Source organism: Phenylobacterium sp., assembly GCF_037189685.1.
Lineage (GTDB): Bacteria > Pseudomonadota > Alphaproteobacteria > Caulobacterales > Caulobacteraceae > Phenylobacterium.
Map to the genome: position 1 here is coordinate 154,669 of NZ_JBBCIT010000003.1, position 15,698 is coordinate 170,366.

The 15,698-nt window shown below is 69.3% G+C and carries 17 protein-coding genes and 1 tRNA gene; 2 read left to right on the top strand and 16 right to left on the bottom strand.

The annotated features are described in order from the left end of the window. Positions 1-4 precede the first annotated feature (4 nt). The 15 genes from nuoL to WG212_RS02185 form a co-directional block, all read right to left on the bottom strand. A complete protein-coding gene (gene nuoL / locus WG212_RS02115; RefSeq protein ID WP_337185407.1) occupies positions 5-2,134 on the bottom strand; it encodes an NADH-quinone oxidoreductase subunit L in 2,130 nt (709 codons plus the stop codon). 7 nt (positions 2,135-2,141) lie between these two features. Next, entirely contained in the window at positions 2,142-2,447 is a 306-nt protein-coding gene (nuoK, locus tag WG212_RS02120) for an NADH-quinone oxidoreductase subunit NuoK (RefSeq protein WP_337185426.1), read from the bottom strand. Positions 2,448-2,565: 118 nt separating this feature from the next. Further along, on the bottom strand, positions 2,566-3,186 hold the full coding sequence (locus WG212_RS02125; RefSeq protein WP_337185427.1) for an NADH-quinone oxidoreductase subunit J: 621 nt from the start codon (positions 3,184-3,186) through the stop codon (positions 2,566-2,568). 159 nt (positions 3,187-3,345) lie between these two features. After that, on the bottom strand, positions 3,346-3,837 hold the full coding sequence (nuoI, locus tag WG212_RS02130) for an NADH-quinone oxidoreductase subunit NuoI (protein WP_293377300.1): 492 nt from the start codon (positions 3,835-3,837) through the stop codon (positions 3,346-3,348). Continuing rightward, on the bottom strand, positions 3,837-4,037 hold the full coding sequence (locus WG212_RS02135; RefSeq protein ID WP_337185408.1) for a hypothetical protein: 201 nt from the start codon (positions 4,035-4,037) through the stop codon (positions 3,837-3,839). The genes nuoI and WG212_RS02135 overlap by 1 nt, the downstream gene beginning before the upstream one ends. Next, a complete protein-coding gene (nuoH, locus tag WG212_RS02140) occupies positions 4,034-5,113 on the bottom strand; it encodes an NADH-quinone oxidoreductase subunit NuoH (protein WP_337185409.1) in 1,080 nt (359 codons plus the stop codon). The genes WG212_RS02135 and nuoH overlap by 4 nt, the downstream gene beginning before the upstream one ends. A 9-nt stretch (positions 5,114-5,122) precedes the next feature. Then, on the bottom strand, positions 5,123-7,162 hold the full coding sequence (gene nuoG / locus WG212_RS02145) for an NADH-quinone oxidoreductase subunit NuoG (protein WP_337185410.1): 2,040 nt from the start codon (positions 7,160-7,162) through the stop codon (positions 5,123-5,125). Between the two features lie 5 nt (positions 7,163-7,167). Then, positions 7,168-8,481, bottom strand: coding sequence for an NADH-quinone oxidoreductase subunit NuoF (nuoF, locus tag WG212_RS02150; RefSeq protein ID WP_337185411.1), 1,314 nt, complete (start codon positions 8,479-8,481; stop codon positions 7,168-7,170). Next, on the bottom strand, positions 8,481-9,152 hold the full coding sequence (nuoE, locus tag WG212_RS02155; RefSeq protein ID WP_337185412.1) for an NADH-quinone oxidoreductase subunit NuoE: 672 nt from the start codon (positions 9,150-9,152) through the stop codon (positions 8,481-8,483). The genes nuoF and nuoE overlap by 1 nt, the downstream gene beginning before the upstream one ends. Before the next feature lie 7 nt (positions 9,153-9,159). Next, positions 9,160-9,510 (bottom strand): nuclear transport factor 2 family protein, encoded by a 351-nt coding sequence (locus tag WG212_RS02160; protein WP_337185413.1) that lies wholly within the window; start codon positions 9,508-9,510, stop codon positions 9,160-9,162. Then, positions 9,507-10,736, bottom strand: coding sequence for an NADH-quinone oxidoreductase subunit D (locus WG212_RS02165; protein WP_337185414.1), 1,230 nt, complete (start codon positions 10,734-10,736; stop codon positions 9,507-9,509). Before WG212_RS02165 ends, WG212_RS02160 begins: the two co-directional genes overlap by 4 nt. Beyond that, on the bottom strand, positions 10,736-11,368 hold the full coding sequence (locus tag WG212_RS02170) for an NADH-quinone oxidoreductase subunit C (RefSeq protein WP_337185415.1): 633 nt from the start codon (positions 11,366-11,368) through the stop codon (positions 10,736-10,738). Before WG212_RS02170 ends, WG212_RS02165 begins: the two co-directional genes overlap by 1 nt. Then, a complete protein-coding gene (locus tag WG212_RS02175) occupies positions 11,365-11,973 on the bottom strand; it encodes an NADH-quinone oxidoreductase subunit B family protein (RefSeq protein WP_337185428.1) in 609 nt (202 codons plus the stop codon). Before WG212_RS02175 ends, WG212_RS02170 begins: the two co-directional genes overlap by 4 nt. Continuing rightward, on the bottom strand, positions 11,943-12,320 hold the full coding sequence (locus WG212_RS02180; protein ID WP_337185416.1) for an NADH-quinone oxidoreductase subunit A: 378 nt from the start codon (positions 12,318-12,320) through the stop codon (positions 11,943-11,945). The genes WG212_RS02175 and WG212_RS02180 overlap by 31 nt, the downstream gene beginning before the upstream one ends. A 132-nt stretch (positions 12,321-12,452) precedes the next feature. Beyond that, on the bottom strand, positions 12,453-13,844 hold the full coding sequence (locus WG212_RS02185; protein WP_337185417.1) for a cytochrome P450: 1,392 nt from the start codon (positions 13,842-13,844) through the stop codon (positions 12,453-12,455). Between the two features lie 112 nt (positions 13,845-13,956). Between WG212_RS02185 and WG212_RS02190 the strand changes: the two genes are divergently transcribed. Both WG212_RS02190 and WG212_RS02195 read left to right on the top strand, forming a co-directional pair. Continuing rightward, the gene (locus WG212_RS02190; protein ID WP_337185418.1) at positions 13,957-14,904 is read left to right on the top strand and encodes a LysR substrate-binding domain-containing protein; all 948 of its coding nucleotides are present in this window, start codon (positions 13,957-13,959) and stop codon (positions 14,902-14,904) included. Positions 14,905-15,006: 102 nt separating this feature from the next. Further along, positions 15,007-15,083 (top strand) — tRNA-Asp (locus tag WG212_RS02195). A gap of 251 nt (positions 15,084-15,334) precedes the next feature. Here the strand turns inward: WG212_RS02195 and pal are convergent. Continuing rightward, positions 15,335-15,698 (bottom strand): peptidoglycan-associated lipoprotein Pal (gene pal / locus WG212_RS02200; RefSeq protein WP_337185419.1); only part of this gene is annotated, 364 nt, incomplete at its 5' end.

The window sequence follows — 15,698 nt, forward strand, 5'->3', positions numbered from 1 at the left end:
CCCCTCAGGCGGACCAGGCCCAGATCGCGTAGGTCAGGAGACCCGCGACGCCGAGCAGCATGACGAAGGCGTAGTGGTAGACGTAGCCCGACTGGAGGCGCCCGGCGCCCTTGCCCACCCGGACCGACAGCGCCGAGACCCCGTCGGGGCCCAGCCCGTCGATGATCTTCTGGTCGCCGCCCTTCCAGAACAGGTCGCCCAGCCACTTCGCCGCGCGGACGAAGGTGGCCTGGTACAGCTCGTCGAAGAACCACTTGTTGTAGAAGAAGACGTAGAGGATGCCCTCGCGCGCGGCGAGCTTGGCCCCCAGGCCTTCCTTCCAGATGTACATGTAGGCCGCCACCAGCAGGCCGCCGACCGAGGCGACCAGCGGGGCGAGGTAGACCCATAGCGGCGCATGGTGGCCGCCCTCGCCCGCATGCTCCGCGGGCAGGTTGAAGATGGCGCCCCGCCAGAAGTCGCCGGCATGGCTGCCGATGAACTCGTGGTGGAACACGAAGCCGGCGAAGATCGCGCCGGCCGCCAGCACCAGCAGCGGGATGCGCATCGTCCACGGGCTCTCGTGCGGCTTGTGCTCGCCGTGGCCGTGCGCACCGTGATGGCCGTGATCATGCGCGTCGGGCAGCGGCTCGCTGTGGGTCTCGTGCTGCGCGTCGGTCGCGTGGTCGTCGTGCGTGTGGTGGTCGCGGTTGTGCCAGTGGTGCTCCAGGTCCTCGGGCGTCCAGCGCGCGTGGCCGTTGAAGGTGAAGAACGCCAGCCGCCACGAATAGAACGCCGTCAGGCCCGCCACCAGAACGCCGATGAAGAAGGCGAAGTAGCCTACCGCATGGCCCGCCCCGCCGGCCTCGTAGGCGGCGTGGATGATCGCGTCCTTGGAATAGAAGCCGGCGAAGCCCAGCTCCAGCGCGGGCGCGCCCAGGCCCACGCCGGGGATGCCCAGGCCGGTGATGGCGATGGTGCCGATCATCATCACCACCGCGGTGATCGGCAGGTACTTCTGCAGCGCGCCGTAGCGGCGCATGTCCTGCTCGTGCGCCATGCCGTGGATCACCGAGCCGGCGCCCAGGAACAGCAGCGCCTTGAAGAAGGCGTGGGTGAACAGGTGGAACATCGCCGCCTGGTAGGCCCCCACGCCGGCGGCGAAGAACATGTAGCCGAGCTGCGAGCAGGTCGAGTAGGCGATCACCCGCTTGATGTCGTTCTGCGTCAGGCCGACCGTAGCGGCGAACAGGGCCGTCACCGCGCCGATCACGGTCACGATGGTCTTGGTCACCGGGGCGTATTCGAACATCGGCGACAGCAGGCAGACCATGTAGACGCCGGCCGTCACCATGGTGGCGGCGTGGATCAGGGCCGACACCGGCGTCGGGCCCTCCATCGCGTCGGGCAGCCAGGTGTGCAGGAAGAACTGCGCCGACTTGCCCATCGCGCCCACGAACAGCAGCGCGCAGGCCAGGTCGATCAGCGAGAAATGGCCGCCGGCGAAGTCCCAGCCCTCGCCCACCGCGCCCTGGATCAGCGGGAACAGCTTGGCGAACTCGATGGTCCCGAAGGCCCAGAACACCGTCATGATCCCCAGCACGAAGCCGAAGTCGCCCACGCGGTTGACCACAAACGCCTTGATCGAGGCGGCGTTGGCCGAATCCTTGTGATGCCAGAAGCCGATCAGCAGGTAGCTGGCCAGCCCCACGCCTTCCCAGCCGAAGAAGAGCTGCATGAAGTCGGCGGCGCTGATCAGCGCCAGCATGGCGAAGGTGAACAGCGACAGGTAGGCGAAGAACCGCGGCTTGCTGGGGTCCTCGGCCATGTACCCCCAGGAATACAGGTGCACGAGCGAGGAGACGGTGGTCACCACCACCAGCATCACCGCCGACAGCGCGTCCAGGCGGAACGACCAGTTCGAGACGAAGTCGCCCACATGGATGAAGGGCGCATAGGTGAGCGTGAACGGCTGCAGGCCGCCCCAGGTCCACTGGCTGAAGACCACCCACGACAGGATCGCCGACAGGAAGAGGAAGCCGGTGGTGACGGCCATGGCCGGCTTGTCGCCGATCAGCTTGCCGAACAGGCCGGCCGTGATCGCGCCGATCAGCGGCCCGAACAGGATGATGGTGACGAGGGCTTCTGCGTTCACGACCGGATCAGCCCTTCATCATCGAGGCGTCGTCCACGGCGATGTCGCCGCGGGTGCGGAAGAAGGTGACGAGGATCGCCAGGCCCACCGCCGCCTCGGCGGCGGCGACGGTCAGCACGAACATGGCGAAGATCTGCCCCACCACGTTGCCGAGATAGACCGAGAAGGCCACCAGGTTGATGTTGACCGCCAGCAGGATCAGCTCGATCGACATCAGGATGACGATGACGTTCTTGCGGTTCACGAAGATCCCGAACACGCCGATCGTGAACAGGATCGCGGCGACCGCCAGATAGTGCGAAAGGCCGATGATCATCCTTCTACGCTCCGTTGGAGCTTCGAAGGATCGGTCCTCCGAAGGCGTTCGGCCGCTATGGCGAGTTGGAGAGCGGTGTGGAGGGCGTGTCCTCCGAAGCCCTGGCGAAGGAGGATCATTCCCCGATCCCCTCGCCCGGCTTCGGATTGACGAGCTTCATGCCCGTGGCGGGCGTCCGCCGCATCTGCTCCATGACCGACTGGCGCTTCACGCCGGGCTTGTGGCGCAGCGTCAGCACGATGGCGCCGATCATGGCCACCAGAAGCACCAAGCCCGCGGCCTGGAAGAAGTAGACGTAGTCCGTGTAGAGCACCCGCCCGATCGCCTCGGCGTTGGTCACGTCGGCCCCGCCCGACGCCATCGGGACGGCGTCGGCCCCGGCCGCGCCCCGCGCCGCCACCGTGCTCGACACCAGAACCATCTCGGCGGCCAGGAAGCCCGCGATCAGCAGGCCCACGGGCATGTATCGCGCAAAGCCCTGCCGCAGGGCGGCGAAGTCCACGTCCAGCATCATGACGACGAACAGGAACAGCACCGCGACGGCGCCCACATAGACCACCACCAGCAGCATCGCGAGGAACTCCGCGCCCATCAGGACGAAGAGACCGGCGGCCGAGAAGAAGGCCAGGATCAGCCACAGCACCGAATGCACCGGGTTGCGGGCCGAGACCACGCAGAATCCGGACGCCACGGTCACCGCCGCCAGCAGATAGAATGCGATCGCCTGCAGGGCCATTGGGCCTTCGTTCAACCCCTCAATCCATTTGCTCGGATCGTCATCCCCGGGCTTGTCCCGGGGACCCATGAACACCAGCCTCTCCAGGGTGTTCATAGGTGGCCGGGACAAGCCCGGCCATGACGTGCGTCGTGGCGGCGCGGAATCGCGCCGCACGTCCTATCGGTACGGTGCGTCCAGTTCCAGATTCTTCGCGATTTCCCGTTCCCACCGGTCGCCGTTGTCCAGCAACCGGGCCTTGTCGTAGTAGAGCTCCTCGCGGGTCTCCACGGCGAACTCGGTGTTCGGGCCTTCCACGATGGCGTCCACCGGGCAGGCCTCCTGGCACAGGCCGCAATAGATGCACTTCACCATGTCGATGTCGTAGCGGGTCGTCCGGCGGCTGCCGTCGGCGCGCGGCTCGGCCTCGATGGTGATCGCCTGGGCGGGACAGATCGCCTCGCACAGCTTGCAGGCGATGCAGCGCTCCTCGCCGTTGGGATAGCGGCGCAGCGCGTGCTCGCCGCGGAAGCGCGGGCTCTGCGGCCCCCGCTCGTGCGGGTACTGCACCGTCTTCTTGGGCGCGGCCATGTACTTCAGGCCCAGCCCGAAGGCGCCCGCGAAGTCCAGCAGCGCGGCGCCCTTCAGCGCCTGTCCGATCCGGTCAAACATCATTTCGTCTCGCAGGCGTAGTCGTCGAGGTACTTGGCGTCGCCGTTGCGCTTCAGGCGCAGCGCGCCGCCGCGGGCTTCGCACGCCGCCTGCGCCGCGCGCAGGTCGTCGTAGGTGGCCAGGCCGCCGCTCCGGCCGTAGCCGGCGCCGCTCGAGCACGCGGTGAGCATCAGGGCGCAGGCGATGGCGAGCGTCCTCATGCCACCGGCCCCCGGACGTAGACCAGCCAGCCGGCCACGAGGCACACCGCCGCCAGAGAGGTCGGCAGGAAGACCTTCCAGCCCAGCCGCATCAGTTGGTCGTAGCGGTAGCGGGGCACGATCGCCTTCACCATGGCGAACATGAAGAAGAAGAAGATCACCTTCCCGAAGAACCACAGGAAGTAGAAGAAGCTGGCCGCCGTCGGCGCCCACGAGTCGGTGAACCCGGTCGGGAACGGCGCGTGCCACCCCCCGAAGAACAGGATGGTGATCATCGCGCACATCAGCACGATGTTCGCGTACTCGCCGATCATGAACAGCAGGTACGGCGTGGAGCTGTATTCCACCTGGTAGCCGGCCACCAGTTCCGACTCCGCTTCCGGCAGGTCGAACGGCGGGCGGTTCGTCTCCGCCAGCGCCGAGATGAAGAAGATCACCGTCATCGGGACCATCACCACCGCGCCCAGCAGGCCGCCCAGGCCGCCGCCCCCGCCCAGGACGTTCCAGTTCCAGAAGCCCCCGGCCTGCCGGTCCACGATCGCGGTCAGGTTCATCGACCCCGCCAGCAGGATCACCGTGATGATGACGAAGCCGATCGAGACCTCGTAGCTGACCATCTGCGCCGCCGAGCGGAGCGACCCCAGGAACGGATACTTCGAGTTCGAGGCCCAGCCGCCCATGATGATGCCGTAGACGCCCAGCGAACTGACGGCGAACAGGTAGAGGATGCCGACGTTCAGGTCGGCGATCACCCAGCCCGGCGCCAGCGGCACCACGGCCCAGGCGCCGAACGCCAGGATGAAGGTGATCAGCGGGGCCAGCAGGAAGACGCTCTTGTCCGCCCCGGCCGGGACCACGACCTCCTTCAGCAGGAACTTCAGGAAGTCGGCGAACGACTGGAGCAGGCCGAAGGGGCCCACAACGTTCGGCCCCTTGCGCATCTGCACGCCGGCCCAGATCTTCCGGTCGGCCAGCAGCAGGAACGCGAGCGACAGCAGGATCCAGATGGTGACGGCCAGGATCTGGCCGACGGTGATCAGGGTCCAGCCTGCGGGAGTGGTCCAGAAATCCGTCACGCCCGCCCCCTATTCCGCGGCGATCTTGGCCGGGCCCGAGGCGAGCGCGGCGCATTCGGCCATCGTCACGCTGGCGCGGGCGATGGGGTTCGTCAGGTGGAAGTTCGAGACCGCGCTGCGGAACGGCGCGTCGGACAGGTCGCCCTTGCGGCCCAGGGCAGCGAGGTCCATCGCCGCCGGCGCCTCGGCCACATAGTCGATGCGGCCGAACGTGGGATGCTCCTCGAACAGGCGGCTGCGAAGCTGGTCCAGGGTGTCGTAGGGCAGCTTGGCGCCCAGGCGCTCGCTGAGCGCGCGCAGGATCGCCCAGTCCTCCTTGGCCTCGCCCTTCGGGAATACGGCGCGGAAGCCCATCTGCACCCGGCCCTCGGTGTTGACGTAGAGGCCGTTCTTCTCGGTGTAGGCCGCGCCCGGCAGGATCACGTCGGCGCGGTGCGCGCCCGCGTCGCCATGCGTGCCCAGGTAGACCACGAAGGCGTCGGTCTTCGACAGGTCGATCTCGTCGGCGCCCAGCAGGAACAGCACCTCGGCCCCGCCCTTCGCCGCCAGCTCGACCGCCGTCCGGCCGCCCTCGCCGGGAACGAAGCCCAGGTCCAGGCCGCCGACCCGGCTCGCGGCCGTGTGCAGCACGTTCCAGGTCATGCCGAACGCCTTGGCGACCCCGGCCGCGGCGGCCAGCACCGCCAGGCTGTCGGGCCGGTTCAGCGCGCCCGCGCCCACGACGATCGCCGGCGCCTTGGCCGATTTCAGCCCCTTCACGAACTCGGACTTGGACTTCGCCAGGTTCGCCAGCGAGGCCGGCCCGGCGCCCAGGTGCTCGTAGCCATAGGTCAGGTCGACCGCCTCGCCGACCAAGCCCACCTGCGTCGCCTGGGCCATCCAGCGCTTGCGGACGCGGGCGTTCAGCACCGGCGCCTCCAGCCGCGGATTGGCGCCGACGAACAGGATGAAGTCAGCGTCTTCAATGCCTTGGATCGAGGAATTGAACAGCCAGCTCTCGCGCGCGCCGTCGCCCAGCACCATGCCGTCCTGCCGGCAGTCCAGGCTCGTCACGCCCAGGCCGCCGAACAGGTCCTTGGCCGCCTTCATCGACTCGGCGTCCTGCAGGTCGCCGGCGATCACGCCGATGCGGTCGGGCGACGCCGCCTTGATCTTCGCCGCCACCGTGTCCAGGGCCTCGGCCCAGCTCGCCGGGCGCAGCTTGCCGTTCTCGCGCACGAACGGCCGGTCCAGGCGCTGGCGCGCCAGGCCGTCGACCGCATAGCGGGTCTTGTCCGAGATCCACTCCTCGTTGACCGCCTCGTGGGTGCGCGGCAGCACGCGCAGCACCGCCGGCCCGCGGGCGTCCACCCGGATCGCCGAGCCCAGGGCGTCCATCACGTCGACGCTTTCGGTCTTCTTCAGCTCCCAGGGCCGCGCGTTGAACGCGTACGGCTTGCTGGTCAGCGCGCCCACCGGGCACAGGTCGATCACGTTGGCCGACAGCTCCGACGCCACGGCCTTGTCGAGATAGGTCGTGATTTCAACATCTTCGCCGCGAGAGATGAGACCGATGTCCGGAACGCCCGCCACCTCGGTGATGAAGCGGACGCAGCGCGTGCACTGGATGCAGCGGGTCATCACCGTCTTGATGAGCGGACCCATGTGCTTTTCTTCGACGGCCCGCTTGTTCAGCTCGTAGCGGCTGTCGTCGCGGCCATAGCCCATGGCCTGGTCCTGCAGGTCGCACTCGCCGCCCTGGTCGCAGATCGGGCAATCGAGCGGATGATTGATGAGCAGGAACTCCATCACCCCGTGGCGCGCCTTCTTCACCATCGGCGTGTCGGTGAAGATCTCCTGCCCCTCGGCGGCCGGCAGCGCGCAACTGGCCTGCGGCTTCGGCGGGCCGGGCTTCACCTCGACCAGGCACATGCGGCAGTTGCCGGCGATGCTCAGCCGCTCGTGATAGCAGAACCGCGGGATCTCCTTGCCGGCCAGCTCGCACACCTGGAGGACGTTCATCCCCGGCTCGAACTCGACCTCGACCCCGTCGACCTTGGCGATAGGCATGCCGCTTACTCCGCCGCGATGGAGGCGCCGGCGTAGACGCCTTTGCGCGCGCGGTAACTGTTGATCCGGTCCTCCACCTCGTGGCGGAAGTGGCGGAACAGGCCCTGGATCGGCCAGGCGGCCGCGTCGCCCAGGCCGCAGATGGTGTGGCCCTCGACCTGGCTGGCCACGTCCAGCAGCAGGTCGATCTCGGACATCTCGGCCTCGCCGGTGACCATCCGCTCCATCACCCGCCACATCCAGCCGGTGCCTTCGCGGCACGGCGTACACTGGCCGCAGCTCTCGTGCTTGTAGAAATAGGCCGCGCGGGCGATCGCCTTGACGAGGTCGGCGTCCTTGTCGAACACGATCAGGGTGCCGGTGCCCAGGCCCGAGCCGCGGGCGGCCAGGTCCTCGTAGGTCATGATGGCTTCGTCGCATTGGTCGGCCGGGATCATCCGCACCGAGATCCCGCCCGGGATCACGGCCTTCAGGTTGCCCCAGCCGCCGCGCACGCCGCCGAAATGGTCCTCGATGAGCTGCTTCACGCTGATGCCGACGGCATCCTCGACCACGCACGGCGTGTTCACGTGGCCCGAGGCCGCGAACAGCTTGGTGCCGGTGGACTTCTCGGTGCCAAAGCCGGCGAACCAGTCGGCCCCGCGGCGCAGGATCGTGCCCACCACCGAGATCGTCTCGACGTTGTTCACCGTGGTGGGGCAGCCGTAGATGCCGGCGCCGGCCGGGAACGGCGGCTTCAGGCGCGGCTGGCCCTTCTTGCCCTCGAAGCTCTCCATCAGGGCGGTCTCATCGCCGCAGATGTAGGCCCCGCCCCCGTGCTGGACACCCACGTCGACGTCGTAGCCCAGGACGCTGCCCTTCCCGAGCAGCCCCGCGTCATACGCCTGGCGGATCGCGGCTAGCAGGCGCTCGCGCTCGTGCACGTACTCGCCGCGGATGTAGATGTAGGCTTGGTGCGACCGCATCGCCCGGCAGGCGATCACGCAGCCCTCGATCAGCAGGTGCGGGTCGTTGCGCAGGATCTCGCGGTCCTTGCACGCCCCCGGCTCGGACTCGTCGGCGTTGACCAGCAGGTAGTGCGGACGCTCGCTCTCCTGCTTGGGCATGAAGGTCCACTTCAGGCCGGTGGCGAACCCCGCCCCGCCCCGGCCGCGCAGGCCCGAGGCCTTGATCTGGTCGCAGATCCATTCCGGCGTCTGGGCGACGATGTCCTTCGTCCCGTTCCACGCGCCGCGCGCCTTCGCGCCCTCCAGCGTCCAGTCGTGGACCCCGTAGAGGTTGAGGAAGATACGGTCCTTGTCGGCGAGGATGCCCGCCATCACGCCGTCTCCTTCTTCGCCTTGGGCGGCAGGTTCGGGATCTTGATCTTCCTGCCCAGCGACCCGTCGTAGAGCTTGGGATCGGTCAGCGTGGTCGGCCCGCCCTCGGGCGCGGCCCCCTGGCGGCCGATCGCCGAGCCCGGCCTGGGCGCCTTGCCGGCGGCGAAGTCGTCCAGCAGCTTCTCGAGGCTCTCGGGCGTGAGGTCCTCATAGTAGTAGTCGTTGATGGCCGCCATCGGGGCGTTCGAGCACGCCCCCAGGCATTCCACTTCCTGCCAGTAGAACTTGCCGTCGGGGCTCTTGTGGTTCTGCGGCCCGATGCGGCGCTTGCAGACGTCCATCAGGCCTTCCGCGCCCCGGCTCTGGCACGGCGTGGTGCCGCACACCTGCACCAGCGCATGCGTGCCCACCGGCTCCAGCATGAACATGGTGTAGAAGGTCGCCACCTCCAGAACCCGGATCACCGGCATGCCCAGCAGCTCGGCCACGGCCCGGATCGCGGGCTCGCTGATCCAGCCGTCCTGCTTCTGGACCAGCCACAGCACCGGCACCACGGCCGACTGCTGCTTGCCGGGCGGGAAGTTCGCCATCCAGCCCTGCGCGGCCTTCAGCGTCGCCGGTTTGAAGGCGAAGCTGGCGGGTTGGTTCGGGGAAAGCCTGCGGACGCTCAAGCCGGCCTCACTTCGCGAAGTCCACGCGGGCGATCCGGCCGCCGGCGAGGGTGTAGATGGCGATGACCTCGAAGCTCTCGCCTTCGCCCTGGCGGAAGACGCGCTCGTGGTCGATCACGGTGTTCCCCACCCGGATCCGGTTGACCAGTTCGGCCCGGTTCCGGGGGAAGTCGGCGAAGACCTGCGTGTACTTCGCCCGATAGGCCTGGGCGCCCTGGATCGTCACGGCCCCGTTCAGGTCGGCCACCACCACGTCGTCGGCGAAGAAGGCGCAGTGCGCGTCCAGGTCCTGGCGGTTGTAGGCGTCGAGCTGGCCCTGAATGATATCGAGGGGCTGGAGGGTCGCGTTCGCGCTCACCGGTCGATCTCCCCGAACACGATGTCCAGCGAACCCAGGATGGCCGAGACGTCCGCCAGCATGTGGCCGCGGTTCATCCAGTCCATGGCCTGGAGGTGCGGATACCCCGGCGCGCGAATCTTGGCCCGGTACGGCTTGTTCGTGCCGTTCGAGACCAGGAAGACGCCGAACTCGCCCTTGGGCGCCTCGACGGCGGCGTACACCTCGCCGGGCGGCGTCCGGTAGCCCTCGGTGAAGATCTTGAAGTGGTGGATCAGCGCTTCCATCGAGCGCTTCATCTCGCCCCGCCGTGGCGCGCCGATCTTGTTATCCTCGGTCAGCACCGGTCCCGGCGTCTTCAGCAGGCGCTCGCAGCACTGCTTCATGATCTTCGTCGACTCCCGCATCTCCTGCATCCGGCAGAGGTAGCGGTCGTAGCAGTCGCCGTTCACGCCCAGGGGGACGTCGAACTCCATCTCGTCATAGGCCGCGTAAGGCTGCGCCCGGCGCAGGTCCCAGGCGATGCCCGAGCCGCGCACCATGACGCCCGAGAACGAATGCTCGATCGCCTCCTGGCGCGTCACCACGCCGATGTCGACGTTGCGCTGCTTGAAGATGCGGTTGTCGGTGATCAGCGTCTCGATGTCGTCGCAGATCTTCGGGAAGTGGTCGCACCAGTCGTCGATGTCGCGGACCAGGGCCTCGGGCAGGTCCTGCCGCACGCCGCCGACGCGGTAGTAGTTGGCGTGCATCCGGGCGCCCGACGCACGCTCGTAGAAGATCATCAGCTTCTCGCGCTCCTCGAAGCCCCAGAGCGGCGGCGTCAGCGCGCCCACGTCCATGGCCTGGGTCGTCACGTTCAGCAGGTGGTTCAGGATGCGGCCGATCTCGTCGTACAGCGTGCGGATCAGCAGCCCGCGGTACGGGACCTCCACGCCCAGCAGCTTCTCGATCGCCAGGCAGTAGGCGTGCTCCTGGTTCATGGGCGCGACGTAGTCGAGGCGGTCCATGTACGGGATCGTCTGCTGATAGGGCCGCGCCTCCATCAGCTTCTCGGTGCCGCGGTGCAGCAGGCCGATGTGCGGGTCCACCCGCTCCACCACCTCGCCGTCCAGCTCCAGCACCAGGCGCAGCACGCCGTGCGCCGCCGGGTGCTGCGGGCCGAAGTTGATGTTGAACTTGCGGACCGGGGTCTCGCCCCCAAACAGGGAAGACGGGTCCGACGGAATGATCGCGGTCTCGGCCATCACTTCGCGCCCTCTTCGGCGGTCTTCTCGTCGCCGGGCAGGATCGCGGCGAACCCGCGCTCGGCGCCCTCCCACGGCGACAGGAAGTCCCAGTTGCGCCATTCGACCGACTTCACGGGCTCGTAGACCACCCGCTTCAGCTCCTCGTCGTAGCGGACCTCGACGTAGCCGGTCATCGGGAAGTCCTTCCGCAGCGGATGGCCGTGGAAGCCGTAGTCGGTGAGGATACGCCGCAGGTCCGGGTGCCCGTCGAAGAACACGCCGTACATGTCGAACGTCTCGCGCTCGTACCAGTTGGCCGCCGGGAAGACCGGAACGGCCGACGGGACGGCGGTGTCCTCGTCGGTCTGCACCTTGATCCGGACGCGCCGGTTCTTCGTCATCGACAGCAGGTGGTAGACCACGTCGAACCGCTTCGCCCGCTCGGGATAGTCCACGCCCGAGAGGTCGATGAGCTGGTGGAAGCCCTGCGCGTCCCGCAGGTAGGTCAGAGCCTCGACGACCGTCGCCGCCGGCCCGGTCAGCGTCAGCTCGCCGAACGCCACCTCGGCGCCGGTGATCACGCCCGGCGCGCCGGCCAGGATCTCCTGGCCCAGCGCGTCCAGCTCGGCGGGGGTCGTCGGCCAGCTCATCGGACGATCGTCCCGGTGCGGCGGATCTTCTTCTGGAGCTGGAGCACGCCGTAGACCAGCGCCTCGGCGGTCGGCGGGCAGCCGGGCACGTAGACGTCCACTGGCACGATCCGGTCGCAGCCGCGCACGGTCGAATAGCTGAAGTAGTAGTAGCCGCCGCCGTTGGCGCACGAGCCCATCGAGATCACGTACCGCGGCTCGGGCATCTGGTCGTAGACCTTGCGCAGGGCCGGAGCCATCTTGTTCACCAGCGTGCCGGCCACGATCATCACGTCGCTCTGCCGCGGGCTGGCGCGCGGCGCGAAGCCGTACCGCTCCAGGTCGTAGCGCGGCATCGAGGCCTGCATCATCTCGACCGCGCAGCACGCCAGGCCGAACGTCATCCACATCAGCGAGCCGGTGCGGGCCCAGGTGATGAGGTCGTCCACGCTGGCGGTCACGAAGCCCTTGTCGGCCAGCCGCTGCGAGACGCCGTCGAAGAACGGGTCGTGGAGCTTGGGGTCGTAGCCCTCGACGCCCGTGCGCCCGGCGGCGCCGGCGGGCGCGACCGGAGACGGGTGGCCGGCCGGAACGATCACTCCCAGTCCAGCGCCCCTTTCTTCCAGGCGTAAAGGAAGCCCACCGTCCGCCCGCCCAGGAAGGTCATCATCGACCAGAAGGCGAACTGCGCCGTTTCCGCCGGCAGCTTCATCAGCGACACCGCCCACGGGAACAGGAACGCGACTTCCAGGTCGAAGATGATGAACAGGATCGACACCAGGTAGAACCGGACGTCGAACTTCATCCGCGCATCGTCGAAGGCGTTGAAGCCGCATTCGTACGACGACAGCTTTTCCGGGTCGGGCGCCTTCGGCGCGAGCACCAGGGCCGCGACGATGAAGATGACGCCCAGCGCCGCCGCGATCCCGAGAAAGATCACGATGGGCAGGTACTCTGTCAGATAGGCTTCCATGGAGTCTCCGGCGGGAGTCGCGGCGCCCTTCTAGACCGATCATCCCGGGGTTTCAAACAGCCCTTGTGCGACGCGAAATGACGCGGTTCCGAATACTTGCGAACGCTTCGCAACTACCGGAGAATGCCGTTCTCAGAGGCGGCTGACCCTGAGCGGAATTCCGCCGTCGGCGCGCAGCGCGATGTCCGCGCGCGGCCAGGGTTCGGCGCCGCCCGCGGGCTCGAAGCGGAACGCCGTCAGCCACCGCGACAGCAGGATCAGCGCCTCGGTGTTGGCCAGTCCCATGCCGATGCAGATCCGCGGCCCCGCCCCGAACGGCAGGTACTGGTAGCGATGGCGCCCGGCCCGCGCCTCGGGGTCGAAGTTCTCCGGGTTGAAGGCGTCCGGCTCGTCCCACAGCCGTCGGTGCCGGTGGAGCACCCAGGGCCAGATCGTCACCATGTCGCCGGCCTTCACCGGCTCGCCGCACAGTTCGTCGTCCTCGGTGGCCTGCCGGTCGATCCGCAGCACCGGCGGATAGAGCCTGAGCGTCTCGTCCCACACCATGCGCAGGTACATCAGGCGGTCTGCCACGGCGGCGGGATCGCCGCCGCGCCACGCCTCGACCGCCTCCTCCCGCGCCCAGGCCTGGGCCTGAGGGTCCCGGCTCAGGAGGTACAGCGCCCAGGCCAGGCCGTTCGCCGTGGTCTCGTGGCCGGCGACGAAGAACGTCATGGCGTTGTCCAGCGTCAGGCGCTCGGCCGCCTCGCGCGGATGTTCGGCCAGGAAGGCCCGCAGCATCCGGGTGACGAAGTCGTCGGGCGGATCGTCGGCCTCGGCCCGCGCCCGGATCATCGCGGCCATCCGCGATCTCAGCCGCGTCTGCGCGCGCCGGCCGCGCCGCTGGGCGACGCCCCAGTCCAGCGCCTGGAGGCCGAACACCTGCGACAGCCGCAGCTCGCCGCCGCCCGCCAGCAGGTCGCGCACGTCGCTGGCGGTGTCCTCGAACGGCATCCCGCTGGCGCCCGAGAACAGCGTGGCGTCGATGATCTCCAAGGTCGCCCGCGTGGCCTCGACGGCCACGTCGACCGTCCCCCCGCCGTCCGCCATCCGGGCGCAGCTCCGGCCCGCCGCGGCGTCGATCTGCGGAGCCGCGCCGGCCACGGCCGGCGGCGCGAACGCCGGCGCCATCAGCCGGCGCTGGCGCCGCCAGTCCTCGCCGTTGGCGCTCAGCAGGCTGTCGCCCAGCAGGGGCCGCAGGATTCTCTGCACCAGCCCCGGCCTCACATAGGCGTCGGCCCGGTCCAGCAGGACCCGCTTGATCGCGTCGGGCTCGTAGACGCCGTGATAGGTCAGGTGGAGGAACCGCGCCTTGCGGTAAGGCCGCTCGAACGCCTCCCGGGGGATCGCCGTCAACGGATTGCGCGTCATGCGCGGGTTGAACAGCATCATCACGCCGGGATCGCGTTCGAGCGGCTCCGGCGCCGGGGGCCGGAATCGCGGGGTGGGGAGGGCGATTGCGGCGGCGGCGACGGCGTCGGGCATTGGTGGGGAGACCTCGCGTTCGACGTCCCGGACCATCGGCGGATTGCCGCGATCCGCAAAACGATATAACCGCGGTTTTCTTGTGAGCTGACGTCACAGGAGGCCGTCGCTGGTGACCGTCCGGACAGAGAGGCGCCCGCTTCCCTCCCTGACCGCGCTCAGGGCTTTCGAAGCCTTCGCCCGCCTGGGCCAGATGACGCTGGCCGCCGACGAGCTCTGCGTCACCCACGGCGCCGTCAGCCGCCAGATCCGCAGCCTGGAAGCCACGCTTGGCCTCGACCTCACCGAAGGCCCCCGCCACCGCCTGCGGCTCACCGAGGCCGGCGCGCGCCTGGCCGCCGCGCTCTCGGGCGCGTTCGGCCAGGTCGAGGCGGCCGTCGCCGATCTCCGGGCCGATACCCACACGGAGCTGCGCCTGTCGTGCGTGGGCACGCTCGCCATCCGCTGGCTGATCCCGCGCCTTTCGGCCTTCCACGCCCGCCATCCCACGGTGCGGGTCAAGGTCACCGAGTCCTATGCGCCGGTGGACTTCGCCCGCGACCGCTTCGACGCCGCCATCCGCGTCAACGAGACCGCCCCGATCGTCGGCGCCGAGGCCACCGCCTTCCTGGAGAACTTCCACGGTCCCGTGGTGGCCCCTGCCCTGCTCGGCGACGGGCCGACGGGGCTGGAGGGCCTCACCCGCCTCACCACCGGGTCGCGCCAGACCGCGTGGGCCGAATGGGAGCTGCACTCGGGGATCACCCTGCCCGAGCCGCCCGACAGCCAGGAGTTCGAGCACATCTTCTACACCCTCGAGGCGGCCGCCGCCGGCCTGGGGGTCGGCCTCACGCCCTGGGTGTACGTGGCCGCCGACGTCGCCGCCGGCCGCCTCGCCGCCCCCCTGGGCTTCGCCCCCACCCCGTCCCGCTTCTGGTTCCTCACTCCGGCCGGTCCCCGACGGCCCGCCGTCGAGCCGTTCCGCGCCTGGCTCGTCGAGGAGGCCGCCAAGGTCCCGCCGCCGCCAGGCGTCGCCGGGCCGGGCGTGGCGGGGCCGGGCGAGGTCCGCACGGGGGGCTAGATCGCAATTCCGTGTGGCCGGGGGTCCGGCCGGCACTCAGTCGTTGACACGATTCCGACAGCCCCATATGAGGGCCGCCTTCGCAGCGCCGGACGGCCCTGCGCGGGTGTAGCTCAGTTGGTTAGAGCGCCGGCCTGTCACGCCGGAGGTCGCGGGTTCGAGCCCCGTCACTCGCGCCACGTCCGGCGGCGAAATCCCCAGAAGAAATCCCCAGAAGAAATCCCCAGAATCCTAGCGATAGGCCGACGGCCCGCCCCTGCCCGCCAGCCTGCGCCCGACGGCGGCCTGCGCCTCGCCGCGGCCGCGCGACGGCAGCCCGGCCGCGGTCCGGCCCGTGCTCACGACCGAAGGCGCCCGCCCGGGACCGGACGCGCGCCTCATGTCTCCAGGCCCGCCCCGCCTGACGCGGAGCGGGCGATCCCCGCCGGCCCTACGGCTCGCCGAAGCCGATCACCACCGTGTGGCCGTTGCGGTTGCGGGCCCAGGCCGCCTCGGTCGACCCGGCGTCCAGCGGCCGCTCCTTGCCGTACGAGATGGTCTCGATCCGGCCGGCGGCCACGCCCTGGCCGATCAGGGCGGCGCGGACGGCGCCGGCCCGGCGGGCGCCCAGGGCCAGGTTGTATTCCCGCGTGCCGCGCTCGTCCGCGTGCCCGGCGATGCGCACCCGCACGTCGGGATAGCGGGCCAGCCAGGCCGCCTGCTGCGCCAGGGTGGCGCGGGCCTCCCCGTCCACGTCGTGGCGGTCGAAGCCGAAGAACACCCGGTCCCCGGCGTTCGCCGCCAGGTCGGCCTGC